Genomic DNA, 17,431 nt, shown 5'->3' on the forward strand with positions numbered 1-17,431 from the left:
GCGTGATGTCCGCTCGTGACATGGGTGAGAATTGACAGTGTGAGTCGCACTCGTTCCCGCACCTTCGCCGTCGACCAAGCCTGTGCCGACGCCGTCGACCTCGCCCGTGCCGCGGCCGAGCAGATCGCCCGCGCCGGCGAGGTGGGCGAGCATCTCGGCTTCGTGAGCGAGGCCGAGCGCGTCGTCACCCACTACTTCGCCTGCCTCGACCGCGCGTACAGCGGCTGGCGCTGGGCCATCACCGTGGCCCGTGCCTCCCGCGCCCGCAACGTGACGGTCAGCGAGACGGTGCTGCTGCCCGGCACCGGCGCGCTGATGCCGCCCGCCTGGGTGCCGTGGAGCGAGCGGCTGCTGCCGGGCGACCTCGGCGTCGGCGACCTGCTGCCGACGTCCGACGACGACGACCGGCTCGCCCCGGGCTTCACCCAGACGGACGACGACCCCGACCACCAGATGCTCTTCGAGTACGGCCTCGGCCGGGCCCGGGTGCTCTCGGCCATCGGGCGTGACCGCGCCGTGCACCGCTGGCACGCCGGGGAGTCCGGCCCGCACACCCCGATCGCGCACGCCGCGCCCGCCCAGTGCTCCACCTGCGGCTTCTACTGGCCGCTCGCCGGGTCGCTGCGGCTCGGCTTCGGCGTCTGCGCCAACGAGTTCGCCCCCGACGACGGCAAGGTGGTGGCCGCCGACCATGGTTGTGGCGCCCACTCCGAGGCCGCGGTGGTGCAGGGCGGCGGCGAGGCGGCCACGCCGATCCTCGACGATCTCGGCTACGACCTGATGGACGACGGCGCACCGGCCGTAGGCTCGGTGCCCGATGAGGAGGACTCCGAGCCCCTCGGCCACGCCTGACCCTTCCGACCGGCGTGCCCCGTCCCGTGACCCGCGGGACGGGAGATCCCGCCTGTTCTCCGGCGACCCATCGCGTACCGTGCTCGCGACGGGTCTTCCCGACCTTTTGGACGTGACTGGTGACTGACACCTTTGGCACCGAACATCTGCGCACGACCGTCCTCGCCGCCTGGGCGGCCTCACCCGCGAGGTTCCGTGAGGACGCCAACGCCGAGGAGGACTTCGCGCTCGGCGGGTACCGCGACCGCCTGATCGTCGAGCTGGCGCAGAACGCCGCCGACGCCGCGCTGCGGGCCGGCGTGCCGGGGCGGCTCCGGCTGAGCCTGGCCGGCGGCGTGCTCACCGCCGCCAACACCGGGGCCCCGCTGGACGCCGCGGGCGTCGAGGGCCTGTCCACGCTGCGCGTGTCGGGCAAACGGGACGAGCACGGCGCGGCCGGGCGGTTCGGTGTGGGCTTCGCGGCCGTCGTGTCGGTCTGCGACGAGCCGACGATCGGCTCCCGGTCCACCGGCACGGTGCGCTGGTCGCGGGCGGAGACCGCCGCGCTGGCCGGGAAGGTGCCCGAGTTGTCCGGGGAGCTCGCCGAACGCGGCGGCCACGTGCCGATGTTGCGCCTGCCGTTCGAGGCCGACGCGGTGGACGTGCCCGAGGGTTTCGACACCGTCGTGCGGCTGCCGCTGCGCGACGAGGGCGTCGAGCAGGCCGTGCGCACCATGCTGGACGGCACCGGGCCCGCGCTGCCGCTGGCCATGCCCGCGCTCTCGTTGATCGAGATCGAGGTGGACGGCGTCTCGCGCGTGGTCACCGCCGAGGGCTGGCGGGTGGTCGAGGAGTCCGGCGGGTTCACCGCCGCGCAGGTCGCCGAGCTGTACGCCGACCGTCCCACCGAGGAGCGGGCCCGGCCGTACTGGCTGATCCGATGGGCCGTGCCCGAGGGCCTCGGGCGCCTGCCGAAGGACGTCGCCCCCGTGGTGCACGCCCCGACGCCGAGCGACGAGCCGCTGGACCTGCCCGCGCTGCTCATCGCGACGTTCCCCCTGACCACCGACCGGCGGCACGTCGCGCCCGGCCCGCTGACGACGTTCCTGGTGGAGCGGGCCGCCGAGGTGTACGTGCGGCTGCTCGGCACGCTGCCGAAGACGCCGGCCCTGCTCGACCTCGTGCCCGGCCTGATGGGCAAGGGCGAGCTGGACGCCGCGGTCCGCCGCGCCATCCTCCGCCTGCTGCCCGGCACGCCCCTGCTGCCCGCTCTGTCGCCTCCCGCCGACCCCGACCGGCCGTCCGCGGCGCCGCCGGAGCCCGGCGCGTCGTACGTGGTGGCCGGGCGGGAGGCGTCCGCGGTGGCCGGGTCCGCCGAGTTCCTCGACAAGATCGCCCACGCCGTGCCCGGGCTGCTGCCCGCCGGGTGGGCCTCGCGGCACCCCGCGCTCACCACCCTCGGCGTCACCCGGGTCGAGCTGGCCGACGTGATCGACATGCTGTCCGGGGACGCGGTGGACGACGTCCCGCCCGCCTGGTGGCGCGAGCTCTACGAGGTCGTGCCGGGTGACGACCGCGAGGCGCTCGGCGCGCTGCCCGTCCCCCTGGCCGACGGGCGCCTGGTGCGCGGGCCGCGCGGCACGCTGGTGCTCACCGACAGCTCGTCGCTGGACGCCGGGCTGCTCGGCCCGCTCGGGCTGCGCGTCGTGCACCCCGAGGCGGCCCACCCGCTGCTGCTGCGGCTCGGCGCCGCGGAGGCGACCCCGCGCAGCGTGCTTGACGACCCGCTCACCCGGGCCACCGTGTCCGAGTCGCTGGACACCGCCGACCCCGAGCCGGTCGCGCAGGCGGTGCTCGCCCTGGTGGACGCCGCCGGGCTGACCGCAGGCGAGGCGCCGTGGTTGTCGGCGCTGGCGCTGCGCGGCGCGGACGGCGAGCTGTACCCGGCGGGGGAGCTGCTGCTCGGCGGCGGGTCGCTGGCCGGGCTGATCGACCAGGACGTGCCGTTCGGCGTGGCCGCGCCCGACCTGGTCGAGCGGTACGGCAGCCGCGTGCTGGAGGCGGCGGGTGTGCTGGACGGCTTCGCCGTGGTCAACGACTCCGACGTGCTGCTCGACCCCGAGGAGTGCGACCACGACCTCGACGCGGAGGACGAGTGGCTGGAGGCGGTGCTCGACGTGCTGCCGGAGGCCTCGGTGCCGCCGGTCGCCCGCGAGTTCACCGCCGTCCGCGACCTTGAGTACGTCGCCGACTGGGCGTCCGCGCTGGCCCTGCTCACCCGGCCGCCGCTGCGCGCCGCCCTGCAGCCGCTGCGTGCCCTGGTGGACGGCGAGATCGCCGAGGCGCCGTCGTACACCGCGTGGTGGTTGTCCCGCCATCCCGTGCTGGACGGCCGGCGCCCCACGTCGCTGCGCGTGCCCGACGGCGACCCGCTGCTGTACGGCCTGTACGGCGACGCGCCGGCGGGGCTGGACGCCACCGCGCTCTCCATGATCGGGGTGCGCACCACGCTCGCCGACCTGCTCGCCGGACACGGCGGTCCCGACGAGCTGCTCGACCTGCTGGCCGATCCCTCGCTCGAGGTGGACCGCCCGCAACTGCGCGCGTTGTGGATCGCGCTGGCCGCCGTGGACCCGTCACGGGTGGCCCCGCCCACCGCGGTGCGGGCCGTGCAGCGCGGCGAGATCGTCGTCGCCGACGCCGAGGACGGCCACCCGATCGGCGGCAACGGCGGCCCGCTCCCCGAGGGGCTGACCGCCACCGGCGGCCCGGTCGTGGTGGAGGCACCGGACCTGCTGCCCGTGGTGGCGGGCCGGCCGCTCGTGCTCGCGCCGTCCGAACTGGCCGAGGCCCTGTCGGAGCTGCTGGACCTTCCGACGGCCGGCGAGGCCGCCGCCGGTGAGGTCACCTCGTCCGGCGAGGAGCGGCCGGTGCCCCCGCAGGTGCGGTCCCTGCTGCCCACGGCCCCGGCGACGTACGTGGAGCACACGGAGCTGACCGTCGACGGCGTGCGGGTGCCGTGGCGTTTCTACGAGGGCGCCGTGCACGCGAGCACCGTCGAGGGCCTGGCCCGCGGCCTCGCCTGGGCCACCGGCCAGTGGGGCGACCGCCTGGCCGTCGCCGCGCTGCTCCGCGACCCCGGCGCGGTGCCCGTGCTGCTGGCCGAGTCCGACCTGGACGCCTGAGACCCGGAGCGCGTCCGCCCGCCCGTCGCGCCGCCGGTCGCCCCCCAGGGGGACCGGCGGTCCGGCTCAGGGCTGGTCGCGCCGGATGGTCAGCCCCGCCGGGTCGCCGCTGTCCCCGGGACGGGCCTGTGTCTCGCTGATCGCGGCGGTCCCGGGCACGACGGGATCGCCCTCCTCGGGGTCGATCCCGCTCTCCCCGTGCCGGTCACGCCGCCACACGTACCAGCAGCCGAAGAGCCCCAGCCCGACCCCGGCCACGCACGTCCATATCCACCACAGGCGATCAGGGCCGGGCTGCACGATCAGCAGCACGACCAGAGCGACCGCCCACAGGCCGGTGCCCGCGAGGATGGTCGCCGCGTCGTTGGTCCTCAACGGCGCGAGATCCGGGGGGCGCGGCTCGTTCACGCCTCCACCCTAGGCGAGAACCCCCGGCGCGGTGCTCGCCGGGTCGTACCAGCTCGCGCCCGATTCGCGCTCATTGGGGCATCGGTGGGGCCGCAGGCTCCGAACCGCGCACAAGTTGGTCTCGATCGGACCACGGGGACGGACTGGGCCTTCACGACATCAGCCTCACCTGTCACTCTGCCCGCGTGAGCGAGATTACCTCCCCCTCTTCGCACCCCACGGGCCTTATGGGGTGGATTGACCGCTTTTTCGGAATCACTGAGCGTCAGTCGACACTGAGCCGTGAGATCCGCGGCGGCCTGGCCACGTTCTTCACCATGGCGTACATCGTGGTGCTCAACCCGCTGATCCTCGGCGGGGCCAAGGACGCCGACGGGCAGTTCCTCGGTGACGGCGGCGCCGCGAACTACGCCCTGATCGCCGCGGCCACCGCCCTGGTCGCCGGTGTGCTGACGATCCTCATGGGGTTCGTCGGCCGGGTGCCCTTCGCGCTGGCGGCGGGGCTCGGGCTCAACGCCTTCGTCGCCTTCGGCATCGCTCCTCTCATGTCGTGGGAGGACGCGATGGGCCTGATCGTGCTGGAAGGCATCGTGATCACGATCCTGGTGCTCACCGGGTTCCGCACCGCGGTGTTCCACGCGATCCCGATGCAGCTCAAGACGGCGATCAGCGTGGGCATCGGCCTGTTCATCGCGCTGATCGGCTTCGTCGACTCCGGTTTCGTCCGCAAGGCCGCGGGCACCCCGCTGGAACTCGGCATCGGCGGCGCGCTGACGAGCTGGCCCATCTTCGTGTTCGTCGTGGGCCTGCTGGTCACGGCGGTGCTGGTGGCCCGCAGGGTCAAGGGCGCCATCCTGATCGGCATCGTCGGCACGACCGTCCTGGCGATCATCGTCGAGGCCGTGGCCAAGGTGGGCTCGTCCATGGGCGGCAAGAACCCCCTCGGCTGGAACCTCGTCGTCCCCGTGTTCCCCGAGCGGATCGCCGGAGTCCCCGACCTCAGCCTGATCGGCCAGTTCAGCCTGTTCGGCTCCTTCACCAAGATCAGCGTGGTCCTCGCCGTCCTGCTGGTCTTCACCCTCCTGATCACCGACTTCTTCGACACCATGGGCACCATCGTCGGCGTCGGCGGCCAGGCGGGCCTGGTGGCATCCGACGGCACCCTCCCCCGCACCCGAGAGATCCTCCTGGTCGACTCGGTCGCCGCCGCGGCGGGTGGCGCCGCCGGCACCTCCTCCAACACCACCTACATCGAGTCGGCCGCCGGCGTCGGCGAAGGCGCCAGAACCGGCTTCGCCAGCATCATCACCGGCGTCCTGTTCCTCCTCGCCGTCTTCCTCTCCCCCCTGGTCGACATCGTCCCCTACGAGGCCGCCGCCCCCGCCCTCGTGATCGTCGGCTTCCTCATGATGACCGCCATCAGAGACATCGACTTCACCGACTACGAGATCGCCATCCCGGCGTTCCTCACCATCGTCCTGATGCCCTTCACGTACTCCATCTCCAACGGCATCGGCGCGGGTTTCATCACCTACGTCCTGATCAAGGCCATCAAGGGCAAAACCCGCGAGGTCCATCCCCTGATGTGGGTGGTGGCCGCCCTCTTCGTCGTCTACTTCGCCATGGGCCCCGTCAAGATCCTTCTGGGGCTTGCCTGACGCTGCTTGTGGGGCCGTCGCGATGACCTGAACAGTCACTCGCGACGGCCCACATCGCCTCAGCGCTCCCCGAACACCGCCCGGCCGAGGGGCGGAACGGTTCCGCAGGCGCGGAAGAACCACCGGGTCGCCGACCGCTTCAGAGGACTGCGGATGATCGCGGCGTTGGTGTTTCGGACAACGTCGCGGACGGTGCGGAACCCGTGGCGGAGCATGTCCGCCTCGTAGGCATGCAACGCCTGTGGCAACGGCTCCTCGCCGCGGTCGGCCGCGGTGAGCGCGGCGCAGAGTCGGTGCGCGTCGCGCAGCGCGGTGTTGCCGCCGAGTCCGCCGACCGGAGGCATGTGGTGGACGGCGTCTCCGAGTCCGGTGACGTTGCCCGTCTTCCACGGTCGGAGCGGTTCGGCGGCGCCGAACTCGGTCCGGTAGAGGGTGTCCGGGGTTGATTCCGTGAGCAACCGGCGCAGGTCGGGATGCCACCCGGCCGTCCGCTGGGCCAGCATCTTCCGTAGTGCGGCCGGGTCGGCCTGGGTTTTGGAGGTGACGTCGCCCGGAAGGGAGTCACGGTGTGCGATGAACGCCCACAACACGTAGTCGTCGTCATGTGAGTCCGCCAGCAGTTGCTCCGGCTCCAGTCCGAGCGCCCGTAACCGGTCGCCGAGCCTGGCGGTGATCGCTGCCGGATCTTCGCGCCTGCGGAAGATCGCGGTGAACAGGAAGTCCTGGTGTGGCCAGAAGACGTTCATTCCGGCGAGCAACTGCTTCGGCAGCCATCGTCGGTTCGCCTCGGCGAGGAGGAGTTTGCCGGCGACGGCCGTCGCCGGCAGTGTGGTGCGGCCGGCCGAGGGATGGAGTTGTGCCCACACCCGGGAGTTGGCGCCATCGGCCGCGACGAGCACGTCGGCGGTCGCGGTGGTGCCGTCAGCGAACTTCGCCGTGACCGTCCCATCGTCCAGCCGGGTGAAACCGGTGAACTCCTTGCCGAAGCGGACGACGTCCTCCAGGCCGGCCAGCAGCAGCTTGCGCAGTGTGACGCGGCTTACCGCGTGCCGGCCGGTCGTGGGGTCCAGCGGGTCCGAGACCCGGCCGTCCTGTCCGATGCGGACGAGCAGTCGCATCCGCTCGTCGAGGAAGCTGATCCCAGGCCCCGGGTCGCCCGCGCTGGCCACCAGCACCTCCCACAGCGCGGGCGGTAGACAGGCGTGCAGCGCGATACTCCCGGTCGGCTCGATGTTGAGCCGGAAGCCCTGGAGTCGAGAGTCGGGAGTGAGATCCCGTTCGTACACGGTGACGTTCACGCCGGCCTGCCTGAGGCCATGCGCCAAGCAGAGCCCGCCGACGCCGCCGCCGATGACGGCGACGTTCAAACGCCCAGGTGACATTGGTTCCCGCTTTCCGGTAAAGGGGCGCCTCTTCGCGATGCCCGTGCTGTCAGGCCGGCTCGGTCGTGTTCGCGAGTTCCGCGATCAGGCGGTCGTGCCAGGCCAGCTCCGTCTCCAGCCGCATCAGGGTGTAGTCGAAGGCGACGGCCTCCAACCTGGTCAGGTGCGGCTGGGCTGCGACGCGCAAGGTGCGCCAGAAGTGGAGTTGCGTGGCGTAGGCATCGCGGCGCTGCTGAATGGCCATGTGCAATTCGTCGGGACTGATCGCGCCGCCGTGGAGGAGGACCACCTGGATCGGGTCCGGCCGGAGCTTGGTGTCGGCGAGGACGGATCTGATCAGCGAGACCAGCTCGGTGCGGCCTTTGTCGGTGATGCCGTACACGGTGCGAGCAGGAAGGTTGCCTTCCTGCTCGGTGCGGACCACCTCGACGATGCCTTCGTCCGCCATCCGGCGCAGCGCACCGTACAACGATCCGGGCTTGACGTCTGCCCACAGCTCCACCCGGTCCATCTGCGCGGCGGCCCGGATCTTGTGCCCGTGCATGGGGCCGCCGTCGGCCAGGGCGCCGAGGATGAAAAGGCGTGTTGCTCGCATAGGAGTACTCAAACACGAGCATCTATTCAGGTCAAGCGAGAGTACTCAAAAGCGAGTAACGGCATCCTCGGTCACGCCGTCCGGGAGAGGAGTTGCCGCATGCGGTCTATCTCGATGCGCTGGTCGGAGTCGACGTGGCCGGCGAACCGGTCGATCTCCGGTTCCTCGCCGCCCTTGCCGGCGTAGAGCTGTTCCACCATTTTCAGGGCGCCCCTGTGGTGCTGGATCATGCCCTGGGAGAAGAGGCGGTCGAAGGCCGGGCCCTTGGCTTCTCCAGTTCGGTCATCTGTTCGTCGGTGAGCGTTCCCGGCATGAGGATGCCGTGGTCGTGACCCTTGTCCACGTTGGGGACCTGCTGGAGGCGGGTGCGGAGCCGGCGGAGCATCAGGTCGATCTCGTCCTGTTGTGAGGCTTCGATGCGTTCGGCGAACCGTGGGAGGTCCTTGCTGGTGCTGCGGCCGGGGACCAGGGCGGTCATGCGCAGGGCTTGGGAGTGGTGGCGGATCATGCCCTGCATGGGGTATGTGCGGCGCGCCGCGGCGACGGTCGCCTTCGACAGGTTCAACGCGCAGCACCAGCCCGCGCTGACGTGGCCGGCGAGCTTCAACTCGTGCGGGCCCACTTCGCGCGGGCGCTGCGCACCGGCACCGTGAGCGACGAGACCGCCGGCCACGTGCGCAAGTTCGTGGGCCGCGGGGAGCGGTTCGCGAGCGGGCCGCGGGCGCACGCCGCCGTGGCGCAGCTTCGGGCCGTCGCGGGCCGGCTCGACGCCTCCGTGCCCGGCCGGGCGACGCTGGTGGCGTCGCTCCACGACCTCGCCGACGCGCTCGACGGCCAGGGCGTGGCGGCGAAGAGCACGTCCCGGACCCCGTCCCTCACCTGTGAGGGGCGGGGTCCGGCCGTTGTGTCAGCCCATGGTGCAGGGGACGCCGTTCACGCTGATCCTCACCGGGACGGGCGGGGTGCCGGTGTAGGAGGCGGTGTAGCCGATCTGGATGGAGCCGCCGGGTGGGATGACGCGGTTCCACGGCATGCTGGTGGCGCTGATCTGGCTGCCTGACTGGCTCCAGGTGGCGGCCCAGCCCTGCATGAGACGAGGCCCGGAGCTCCCGTACTCGATGATCACGGACCAGCCGTCGATGGGGACCGTGCCGGTGTTGCGGATGGTGATCGTGGCGGTCAGGCCGTTGTACCAGACGGTCGCGCTGTAGGTGGCGTGACAGGAGATCCCGGTCGGGGTCGGGGTCGGGGTCGGGGTGGGGCGGGGAAGACCCTCGCGGGCCAGGGCGCTCAGCGGGGCCGAAGGGGAGCTGAGGTTGCCGGCGGCGTCCCGGGCGACCACGACGTAGGTGTAGCGGGTGCCGGTGACGAGGCCCGACTGGTAGAAGTGCAGCGGGGTCCTGTTGGGGAGGACCGTGCCGACCAGGAGCCAGGAGGTGGCGGTCTCGCGGTACACGTCGTACGCGGTGACGCCGACGTTGTCGGTGGACGGCTGCCAGCAGAACGACACGCCGGGGTAGTCGGCGAGACAGGGTTCCTGGAAGTTCGCGGGCTGCGACGGCGGGGTGACGTCACCCGGCGTGGGGGTGGGGGAGGCGGTCGGCACGACGCCGGTGGACGCGGTGACGGTGATCAGGCTGGACGGCGGGCTGGTGTTCCCCGCGGCGTCCCTGGCCACCACGTACATGGTGTACCGGCGGCCGTACACCCCGGAGAAGCCGCCTATGGTGCCGGTCGTGGTGGTCGCCTTGACGAAGCCGCTCTGTTCCAGCCGGTAGATGTCGTACCCGGTGACGCCGGTGTCGTCGGTGGACGCCGTCCAGCAGATCGAGGCGTACCCCATGGTCGATGTCGACCCCGGCGGGGCGGACGGCATGGGCGGCGGGCACGCCATCAGGTTGGTGGGCCGGCTGGGCGGTGAGGTGTCCACGGCCTGGGCCGCCAGCGCGGCAGGCACGATCGCGAGCCCCGAGGCGAGCAACGCCGCGGTGACCACAACCCTCCGTAACGACGACAAGCCGAATTTCATGATGCGCCTACCTTGTGATCCGTGCCGGCACGTGACTCCTCCGCCGATCGTGAATCGGTCCTGGAGCAGGAGTAAAGCGCCGGGCCGTGTCGCACGGAGTAAACGCTGGTCGGCTCTGAACGGTTCAGGCGCGGAAGGCGTACTCGTGGCGGTCGAAGTCCAGCGTCCAGGTGTAGCGGGAAAGGAAGGCGTGGGAGAGCAGGCCGTGGACCCGGATGCCGCCGAACGACGACCAGGGCGGCCGGCGGCCCGGGGTGGTGGCGACGAAGGGGTCGTCCATGGTCAGGGGGCCGAGGTGGACGGGGACCCCGGGGAGGAAGTGGGGGCGGGCGGTGGTGGCGCGGGGGACGCCCCATGACCGGTAGTGGGCGGCGGTCGTGTACAGGCAGGCCTGGCGCGGGGGCGTGCCGTCCTCGGCGTCGATGACGTAGACGAGGCCGGAGTCGATGAAGAAGTTGAGGTCCCGGCGGGCGCCGAACCCGCCCCGGGCGATCATGTAATGGTCGGCCCAGAGGAGGAAGGGCACCCGGGCCACCGGCTCACGGCCACCGAGCAGAGCGAGATGGGCGGCGGCGTGGCCGGGGGAGCGGCGGGGGGACAGCAGCAGCCGGCCGCCGGGGTGGTCGACGGTGCTGAGGAACCGTTGCAGCACATTGGTGCCGATGATCACCAGGTCCTGGCCGCCGCGCAGGGTGGGCATGGCCTCCACGGGCACGTCGGTCAAGGTGGCGTCGCCGACGGTCAGCCTGGCCGCCGTCCCGGTGTACACCTCGGTGCGTGTGGTGCCGTGGTAGTCCTTCCCGGCCGGGGTGAGCCGGATCCCGAGGGCACGGGCCCGCTCGGTGCCCATGACGAGGAACGTTCCCCCGGTGTCGATGTGGGCCACCAGCTCGTGCCCGTCGAGACGGGCCGGGACCGCGGGCAGATACGCCGCGAGCGGATGATCCGCGAACGGCACCGCGGTCGTACGCTCCAGCGTGACCGCCATCGGCCGCTCCACCCGCCCCCGCAGGTCGGCCGGCACACGCCGCGCCCCGCACCGCCGCACCACGTGCTCGTACGCCTCCCCTGCCCGATCCAGGTGCAGCAGGGCGTGCGCCACCACCTCGTCCAGCCTCCTGCCCGGCCGCTCCAGCGTCCCGTACCGCCCGAGCGCCCGCTCGTACTCCCCTTGTACGCAGAGCGCCAGGACCTCAAGCTCTCCGAGCCCGGCCTCCGCCGCGAGCCGTCCCGCCGCGTCGGCGTCCCCGCGGCGCCAAGCCCGCCACGCCGGGGCCGGCAACGGCCTCACCGCCCGTCCTCCGCCACCCGGTCGGCGTTGACCATGAGATCACGCGTCGCGGCGATGACGGCGAGCAACGGCACCAAAGCATGCGAGGCCAGCTCGTACTCCCCCCGCCGCCGCTGCACGATCAGCCCCGCACCCTGCAACTCGCGCAGATGGTGATACAGATGCCCGGTCGACGTCTCCCCCAGCGCCTCCTGCAGTTCCCCCCGCCCCCGGGGCCGCTCGGCCAGCACGATCAGCAACGCCAGCCGCGCGGCACTCCCGAGACACTCCAGCATCGCGGCGGCACCCACCTGATCGGTCCCCACCAGGTCCCCCACCTGGTGCTCCTTGGCCCAGAGATACTCCCGCCCGTCGAACCCCACCGCCCCCACGTAAACGACCCGCCCGGAAGCCCCGGCGCCACCCACCCCCTCTCGCACCCCCTCCAGCAACCGAAGAGCCCCCTCGCTCCCGAGCCGCCCCACGCCGCCGTCCGTGAGCGGCTCCGGCGGTGCGGTGGCTTCGCGTCGTTCTGAGGGTGGGCCGCCGGGCGCTCCCGGGACATCCGGTACCGAGGACCCCGCTTCGAGTTGTTCCACCCGGCGTTCCAAGGCCGCGAGCCGGTCCTCCAGCGAGCCCATCACCCACCACCCCGTTCTCCGTTGTTACGAAATTCCGGACCAACGTACAAACGGGGTGGGTGCCGGGTCAACAGGAGCCGGCGGGTGAATGTTCCGCCCTCCCCGAGGGCGCCGGCGGGGAGGGCGTGGGGTCAGGAGGAGAGCGCGTCCCTGTGGGTGCGGGCGAGGGTGAGGAGGTGGTCCACGGGCCACTGGTCGTAGGCGTGGGTGCCGTAGTAGGCGGCCAGGGTGCGGCCGTCCGGGGCGATGAGGAGGTCGGCGGGGAGGCCGAGGCGGCCGCCGGGCTGCCTGCGGGACGGGAGGGGGCGGCGGCCGCGCAGCACCGGGCCCAGGTCGCGCAGTACGGCGCGGAGGATGGTGCCGTAGACCCGGGGGTCCAGCAGGGCCCGGGGGGCGGACTCGACGCCGAACTCCGCGTACAGCTTCTTGCCGGGGTCGGCGACGACGGCGAACGGCAGGTCGTCCACGTGCGGCAGCAGTTCCTCGGCGGGGGAGTGGAACATCACGACCTCCCGCACCCCCGCCGCCGCGATCTCCTCGTGCCGGGCCGCCACCGTGCGCAGGTGCAGGTTGCACACCGGGCATCCCGCGAACCGCCGGAACTGCAGATGGGTCAGCCACCCGGCCTCCGGCACCGGCACCGCCTCCCCGGTGACCGTCCGCAGTTCCCGCTCCCCGATCACATCCCCGGCCGCGAGGCGCTTCCCGCGGCCGTTCCTGGACTCCCGCCCTCTGGTCCCCCTGCCTGCGGCGATGTCGTCCTCGGACTCCCGTTCCGTGGTCACGTCTGATGTGACGCGATTCCCCCGATTGTTCATGGACATGAGCCCTCCGCTCGTAAGCGTGCGATGTACGCTTACGAGCACGCTATGAGCGTATGGTGTACGCTGTCAACCCGTGCCACGTCCGCGTTCGCTCTCGACAAGCGCGCTCGCCGTCGCCGCGTTGACCGTCATCGACCGGGACGGCCTCGGGGCCCTGTCCATGCGTGCGGTGGCGGCCGAGCTGGGCATGGCGACGATGTCGCTCTACCGGTACGTCACCGACCGGGAGCAGCTCGAAGGGCTGGTCGTGGATCTCGTGCTGTCCGAGGTGGACATCGAGCCGCCGCCGGGCCTCCAGTGGCGTGAGCAGGTGACGGTGATGGTGGACCGGGTCAGGACGGCGGTCGGCGGCCACCCTGAGGTCGTTCCGCTGACCATGACGCACCGGCACACCTCGGTGAGCTTGCTGCGCTGGACCGAGGCGCTGTTGCGCGTGCTCACGCAGGCGGGGTTCGCGGGCGAGCGGCGGGTGCTGGCCCTGCGGGCCGTGCTCTCCCACACCGTGGGGTCGCTGCAGCTCCAGTACCTCGGCCCCCTGGCCGGCGCCGGCACCGCCTCCATGGCGGCGCTCTCGCCCGGGGACTACCCCCTCCTCGCCGAGACGGCCCGCACGGCCCGCCGGGTGCCGCCGGACGAGGAGTTCCAGCACGGCATGGCCGCGCTGCTGTCCGGTCTCACCCCGTAAGCCGGAAAAACGGATTGCCGTCCCGCGGACGCATCGCCTAGCGTCGAGGGTCCTCCTTGACCCCCTTGCCGGGTTCGTCATGCCGATTCACTCCGGGCACCGATCGGACGGTAACGATGTTCGGCCTCGACCTGTACCGGCGTTTCCCGGTACTCGCCATCCGTGACTTCCGGCTCCTGCTGGCCGACCGGCTGCTCGCGCCGGGTGCCGTGGCGTTCTCGCTGGTCGGGGTGTCGTTCGCGGTGCTCGATCTCACGGGATCCACGGCCGACCTGTCGTACGTGCTGGCCGCGCAGATCGCCCCGTCGCTGATCTTCACGCTGATCTCCGGGGTGTTCGCGGACCGTTTCCCGCCGCAGCGGGTGATCATCGCGGCGAACGTGCTGATCGCCGTCAGCGAGGGCGCACTCGGTCTCCTGGTGGTGACCGGCCACGCCGTGTTGTGGCACATGATCGTGCTGGAGGCGCTCACCGGCATCGGCATGGCGGCGTTCTGGCCGGCGTCGCAGGCGCTGCTGCCGCGCATCGTGCCGGACGACCTGCTCCAGGAGGCCAACGCCCTCAGCAGGCTCGCCATGAACATCGCGCAGATGGGCGGGGCCGCGGTGGCGGGCCTGGTGGTGGCCGCGGTGGGGCCGGGCTGGGCGATGACGGTGTGCGGCGTCGGCCTGCTCGGCACCGTCCCGCTGCTGCTGGCCATCCGGGCGGGCGCCGGCGAGCGGGTGCCGGGCACGGGCATGATCAGGGAACTGCGGGACGGCTGGTCGGAGTTCGTCAGTCACACCTGGTTGTGGGCGATCGTCGCGCAGTTCGCCGTGGTGCTGATGGCCTGGTACGGCGGCTTCCAGGTGCTCGGCCCCGCCGTCGCCAAGGCCCATCTCGGCGGCCCGGCCGCCTGGGGCCTGATCATGGCGGCGGAGGCGGCGGGCCTGATCCTCGGTGGCCTGCTGTCCTTGTGGTTCACGCCGCGGCGGCCGATGCTGTTCGTGGTGTGCATCGGCGGAATCATGGCTCTCTCGCCGCTCTCGCTGGCGATGCGCTGGCCTTTGGTGGTGATCTGTGGCTCCACGGTGATTCTCGGCGTCATGATGGAGATCATGGTGGTGCAGTGGAGTGTGGCGCTGGTCCGCAACATCCCCCAGCAGAAGCTGGCCCGGGTCTCCGCCTACGACGCCCTCGGCTCGGTGGTCGCCATGCCGCTCGGGGCGTTGGTCGCCGGCCCGCTGGCCGGCCGCATCGGGCTCTCGGCCACGCAGTACGGCGCGGCCGGGCTGATGGTGCTCGCCGCGGCATTCACCCTGCTTTCCCGGGAAGTACGTACGATGCGATCCCCCGAGGCGGCCGGCGAGGGCCTCACCCCTGCTCCGGCCGTGAAATGACCCCGCGACCCCGGAATCACGACGTGGCTCATATAGTTAGCAAAGGTAATGACTCATGCTAACGAATCCCAAGATCGCACGCCGCTCGGACCTGCGCAGCGACGCCGGGCTGGCCTCGGCTCTGCGCGTGTCGCTGGCACGCCTGAGCAGACGTCTGCGCCGGCAGGCCGGAGCCAGCACGCTGACGCCCACCCAGCTCGCGACGCTCGCGGCCGTCGAGCGGCATTCCGGAATAACCCCTGGCGAGCTCGCCGAGCACGAAAAGATGCAGCCTCCTTCGATGACCAGGGTGATCGCCGCCCTGGAGGAACGGGGACTGCTCGCGCGCACGCCGCACACGACCGACCGCCGGCAGGTGACCGTGACCGTGACCGAGCCCGGTCACGCCCTCCTGGCCCAGGAGCGCCGCAGCAAGGAGGTGTGGCTCGTCCACCGGCTGAAGGAACTGACGCCGGAGGAACGGGCGACGCTGCGGGCCGCGGCGCCGATCCTGGAAAAGCTCTCGCAGATGTGAGTCCTCCCCAGGGTGCGGACGGCGAGAAAGCCGACCCCCTCGAACCCACCGCCGGGCGCCGTGGGGGTGACGAGGCCCAGGCCGCGGAGCTCACCGAGGTGCAGGCGACCGAGACCCGGGGCGCGGGGCCGGTCGGGCAGACCGGGAACGGCATGTTCCGTTCGCTGCGCAACCACAACTACCGCCTGTTCGTCTCGGGCAGCGTGGTCTCCAACGTCGGCACCTGGATGCAGCGCACCGCGCAGGACTGGCTGGTGCTGGACCTCACCCACGGCAGCTCGGCCGCCCTCGGCCTCACCACCGCCCTGCAGTTCCTCCCCGTCGCCCTGTTCGGGTTGTGGGGCGGGGTGCTCGCCGATCGGTACTCCAAGCGTCCCCTGCTCATGGTGGCGCAGTCCCTCATGGGTGTGTTGTCCCTGACGCTCGGCCTGCTCACCGTCACCGGCCACGCGCAGGTGTGGCACGTCTACGTGATGGCCTTCCTGCTCGGCGCGGTCTCCTGCGTCGAGGTGCCCACCCGGCAGTCGTTCGTGGTCGAGATGGTGGGCCGCACCGACCTGCCCAACGCCATCGCGCTGAACAGCTCCACCTTCAACCTCGCCCGGGTCGTCGGCCCTGCCGTCGCCGGTGTGCTGATCTACGCGCTCGGCGGCACCGGCCCGATCTTCCTGCTGAACGCCGCGTCGTTCGCCGCGGTGATCGCGGGCCTGTCGCTGATGCGGAAGTCGGAGCTGCGCACCCCCGAGCGGGTCGCCCGCGCCAAGGGCCAGCTCCGTGAGGGCCTGCGCTACGTGTGGCGGCGTCCCGACCTGCTGATGCCGATCCTTGTGGTGGCCTTCGTCGCGATGTTCGCCACCAGTTTCACGATGAGCATCGCGGTCATGGCCAAGCAGGTGTTCGGCCAGGGAGCGTCGTCGTTCGGCGTGGCGTCCAGCGCGTTCGCGGTCGGCGCCCTCGGCGGCGCGTTGCTCGCCGCGCGGCGTGGCCGTCCCAGCCAGCGCTTCCTGATCGGCGGCGCCATCGCGTTCGGCGTCGCGGAGGTCGTCGCCGGGCTGGCGCCGGGTTACCTGTGGTTTCTGTTCCTGCTGGTCCCCGCGGGCGTCGCGATGATCACCACGAACACCACCGCGAACGCCACCGTGCAGCTCGCGGCGTCGCCGGAGATGCGCGGCCGGGTCATGGGAATCTATGTCCTGGTGTTCACCGGCGGAGCCCCGATCGGCGCGCCGCTGATCGGCTGGGTCGGCGAGCTGGCCGGGCCCCGCCTCGGCATGGTGATCTGCGGGGTCATGTGCCTCGCCGGGCTCGGCCTGGCGATGCTGCTCACCCGGTTCGCCGCGGGAAGGACGCAGGGTGCGGTTGTTCGTGGCGTTGTCACCTCCGCCGGAGGCGCTCACTGAGGTGAGCGGGGCCGTCGGCCGGCTCCGGGAGGGGTGGCCCGAGCTGCGGTGGACGGCCCCCGAGTTGTGGCACGTCACACTGGCCTTCCTCGGCGAGGTGCCCGAGGGGAAGCTGCCGTCGCTTTCGACCCGGCTGGCGCGGGCGGCGGGCCGGTACCCCCCGATGACGCTGGCGTTCGCGGCGGCCGGGGCTTTCCCCTCGGCGAAGCGGGCGAACGTCCTGTGGCTGGGCCTGCGCGGCGGCGACGCCACGCTCCCCAAGCTGGCCGCCTCGCTCGCCGCGGGCGCGCACCGGGCGGGTGCCAGGGAGCCCGAGCGCCGGCGGTTCCACCCCCACCTGACCCTCGGCCGGTCGCGGACCGGCCTGGACCTGCGGGAGCTGGTCGAGTCGCTCGCGGCCTTCGAGGGCACGCCCTGGCACGCGGGCAGGGTGCACCTCGTCCGCAGCCACCTCGGGCCGCACGTGCGGTACGAGACCGTGGATGCGTGGCCACTGGCCGGGCGCGGCTAGGCTCCACTGCGTGGACCGTCCCCGCCGCTGGCTGCTGCCGCTCGTGCTCGCGCTGCTGGTGCTCATCGTCGTCGCCGGCGCGCTGCTGCGCTGACGGCGGGGAGCCGCGGCTCCCCGCC

General features: G+C 72.1%; 17 protein-coding genes and 1 pseudogene. 9 read left to right on the plus strand and 9 right to left on the minus strand.

What is annotated here, in order from left to right; translation table 11 throughout:
- Positions 1-39 precede the first annotated feature (39 nt).
- Both ABGB17_RS10440 and ABGB17_RS10445 read left to right on the plus strand, forming a co-directional pair.
- Positions 40-852, plus strand: coding sequence for a DUF3027 domain-containing protein (locus tag ABGB17_RS10440; RefSeq protein WP_347627908.1), 813 nt, complete (start codon positions 40-42; stop codon positions 850-852).
- A gap of 119 nt (positions 853-971) precedes the next feature.
- A complete protein-coding gene (locus ABGB17_RS10445; protein WP_347627910.1) occupies positions 972-4,016 on the plus strand; it encodes a hypothetical protein in 3,045 nt (1,014 codons plus the stop codon).
- Between the two features lie 66 nt (positions 4,017-4,082).
- On the opposite strand, the gene ABGB17_RS10450 is transcribed toward ABGB17_RS10445, so the two are convergent.
- On the minus strand, positions 4,083-4,424 hold the full coding sequence (locus ABGB17_RS10450; RefSeq protein WP_347627912.1) for a DUF2530 domain-containing protein: 342 nt from the start codon (positions 4,422-4,424) through the stop codon (positions 4,083-4,085).
- A 227-nt stretch (positions 4,425-4,651) separates the two neighbouring features.
- Between ABGB17_RS10450 and ABGB17_RS10455 the strand changes: the two genes are divergently transcribed.
- Positions 4,652-6,082, plus strand: a complete 1,431-nt coding sequence (locus ABGB17_RS10455; RefSeq protein ID WP_347627914.1) for an NCS2 family permease — start codon at positions 4,652-4,654, stop codon at positions 6,080-6,082.
- 59 nt (positions 6,083-6,141) lie between these two features.
- Here the strand turns inward: ABGB17_RS10455 and ABGB17_RS10460 are convergent, their stop codons facing one another.
- From ABGB17_RS10460 to ABGB17_RS10495, 8 genes and pseudogenes are all read right to left on the minus strand, one after another.
- Positions 6,142-7,449 (minus strand): NAD(P)/FAD-dependent oxidoreductase, encoded by a 1,308-nt coding sequence (locus ABGB17_RS10460; protein WP_347627916.1) that lies wholly within the window; start codon positions 7,447-7,449, stop codon positions 6,142-6,144.
- A 64-nt stretch (positions 7,450-7,513) separates the two neighbouring features.
- On the minus strand, positions 7,514-8,059 hold the full coding sequence (locus ABGB17_RS10465) for a PadR family transcriptional regulator (protein WP_347627918.1): 546 nt from the start codon (positions 8,057-8,059) through the stop codon (positions 7,514-7,516).
- A gap of 71 nt (positions 8,060-8,130) precedes the next feature.
- A pseudogene (locus ABGB17_RS10470) lies at positions 8,131-8,346 on the minus strand (DUF305 domain-containing protein); the annotation flags it as partial.
- Positions 8,286-8,576: a DUF305 domain-containing protein gene (locus ABGB17_RS10475; RefSeq protein WP_347628312.1), complete on the minus strand. Its 291-nt coding sequence runs from the start codon at positions 8,574-8,576 to the stop codon at positions 8,286-8,288. The pseudogene ABGB17_RS10470 and the gene ABGB17_RS10475, both read right to left, overlap by 61 nt.
- Positions 8,577-8,966: 390 nt before the next feature.
- On the minus strand, positions 8,967-10,088 hold the full coding sequence (locus tag ABGB17_RS10480) for a cellulose binding domain-containing protein (RefSeq protein WP_347627920.1): 1,122 nt from the start codon (positions 10,086-10,088) through the stop codon (positions 8,967-8,969).
- A 124-nt stretch (positions 10,089-10,212) separates the two neighbouring features.
- Complete coding sequence (locus ABGB17_RS10485; protein WP_347627922.1) at positions 10,213-11,379, minus strand: retropepsin-like aspartic protease; 1,167 nt, start codon at positions 11,377-11,379, stop codon at positions 10,213-10,215.
- Positions 11,376-11,999: a hypothetical protein gene (locus ABGB17_RS10490; RefSeq protein ID WP_347627924.1), complete on the minus strand. Its 624-nt coding sequence runs from the start codon at positions 11,997-11,999 to the stop codon at positions 11,376-11,378. The genes ABGB17_RS10485 and ABGB17_RS10490 overlap by 4 nt, the downstream gene beginning before the upstream one ends.
- Positions 12,000-12,130: 131 nt before the next feature.
- Positions 12,131-12,784: a peroxiredoxin-like family protein gene (locus ABGB17_RS10495; protein WP_347627926.1), complete on the minus strand. Its 654-nt coding sequence runs from the start codon at positions 12,782-12,784 to the stop codon at positions 12,131-12,133.
- Between the two features lie 112 nt (positions 12,785-12,896).
- Here ABGB17_RS10495 and ABGB17_RS10500 point away from each other — a divergent pair, with 112 nt between their 5' ends.
- From ABGB17_RS10500 to ABGB17_RS10525, 6 genes are all read left to right on the plus strand, one after another.
- The gene (locus ABGB17_RS10500; RefSeq protein WP_347627928.1) at positions 12,897-13,508 is read left to right on the plus strand and encodes a TetR/AcrR family transcriptional regulator; all 612 of its coding nucleotides are present in this window, start codon (positions 12,897-12,899) and stop codon (positions 13,506-13,508) included.
- A 116-nt stretch (positions 13,509-13,624) separates the two neighbouring features.
- A complete protein-coding gene (locus ABGB17_RS10505; RefSeq protein ID WP_347627930.1) occupies positions 13,625-14,887 on the plus strand; it encodes an MFS transporter in 1,263 nt (420 codons plus the stop codon).
- Between the two features lie 55 nt (positions 14,888-14,942).
- Positions 14,943-15,401, plus strand: coding sequence for a MarR family transcriptional regulator (locus tag ABGB17_RS10510; protein ID WP_347627932.1), 459 nt, complete (start codon positions 14,943-14,945; stop codon positions 15,399-15,401).
- Entirely contained in the window at positions 15,398-16,801 is a 1,404-nt protein-coding gene (locus ABGB17_RS10515) for an MFS transporter (RefSeq protein ID WP_347627934.1), read from the plus strand. Before ABGB17_RS10510 ends, ABGB17_RS10515 begins: the two co-directional genes overlap by 4 nt.
- Positions 16,755-17,312 carry an RNA 2',3'-cyclic phosphodiesterase gene (thpR, locus tag ABGB17_RS10520; protein ID WP_347627936.1) on the plus strand — a complete coding sequence of 186 codons (558 nt, stop codon included), beginning with the start codon at positions 16,755-16,757 and terminating at the stop codon, positions 17,310-17,312. The genes ABGB17_RS10515 and thpR overlap by 47 nt, the downstream gene beginning before the upstream one ends.
- Positions 17,284-17,406, plus strand: a complete 123-nt coding sequence (locus ABGB17_RS10525; protein ID WP_347627938.1) for a hypothetical protein — start codon at positions 17,284-17,286, stop codon at positions 17,404-17,406. Before thpR ends, ABGB17_RS10525 begins: the two co-directional genes overlap by 29 nt.
- The last annotated feature ends 25 nt before the right edge of the window (positions 17,407-17,431 follow it).

It is taken from the genome of Sphaerisporangium sp. B11E5 (genome assembly GCF_039871875.1).
Lineage (GTDB): Bacteria > Actinomycetota > Actinomycetes > Streptosporangiales > Streptosporangiaceae > Sphaerisporangium.

What these genes read in the sequence shown, in the direction of transcription:
- ABGB17_RS10455 (WP_347627914.1), top strand. Translation starts at nt 4,652, where the DNA reads ATGGGGTGGATTGACCGCTTTTTCGGAATCACTGAGCGTCAGTCGACA.
- ABGB17_RS10465 (WP_347627918.1), bottom strand. Translation starts at nt 8,059, where the DNA reads ATGCGAGCAACACGCCTTTTCATCCTCGGCGCCCTGGCCGACGGCGGC.
- ABGB17_RS10475 (WP_347628312.1), bottom strand. Translation starts at nt 8,576, where the DNA reads ATGCAGGGCATGATCCGCCACCACTCCCAAGCCCTGCGCATGACCGCC.
- ABGB17_RS10480 (WP_347627920.1), bottom strand. Translation starts at nt 10,088, where the DNA reads ATGAAATTCGGCTTGTCGTCGTTACGGAGGGTTGTGGTCACCGCGGCG.
- ABGB17_RS10490 (WP_347627924.1), bottom strand. Translation starts at nt 11,999, where the DNA reads ATGGGCTCGCTGGAGGACCGGCTCGCGGCCTTGGAACGCCGGGTGGAA.
- ABGB17_RS10505 (WP_347627930.1), top strand. Translation starts at nt 13,625, where the DNA reads ATGTTCGGCCTCGACCTGTACCGGCGTTTCCCGGTACTCGCCATCCGT.
- ABGB17_RS10510 (WP_347627932.1), top strand. Translation starts at nt 14,943, where the DNA reads ATGCTAACGAATCCCAAGATCGCACGCCGCTCGGACCTGCGCAGCGAC.
- ABGB17_RS10525 (WP_347627938.1), top strand. Translation starts at nt 17,284, where the DNA reads ATGCGTGGCCACTGGCCGGGCGCGGCTAGGCTCCACTGCGTGGACCGT.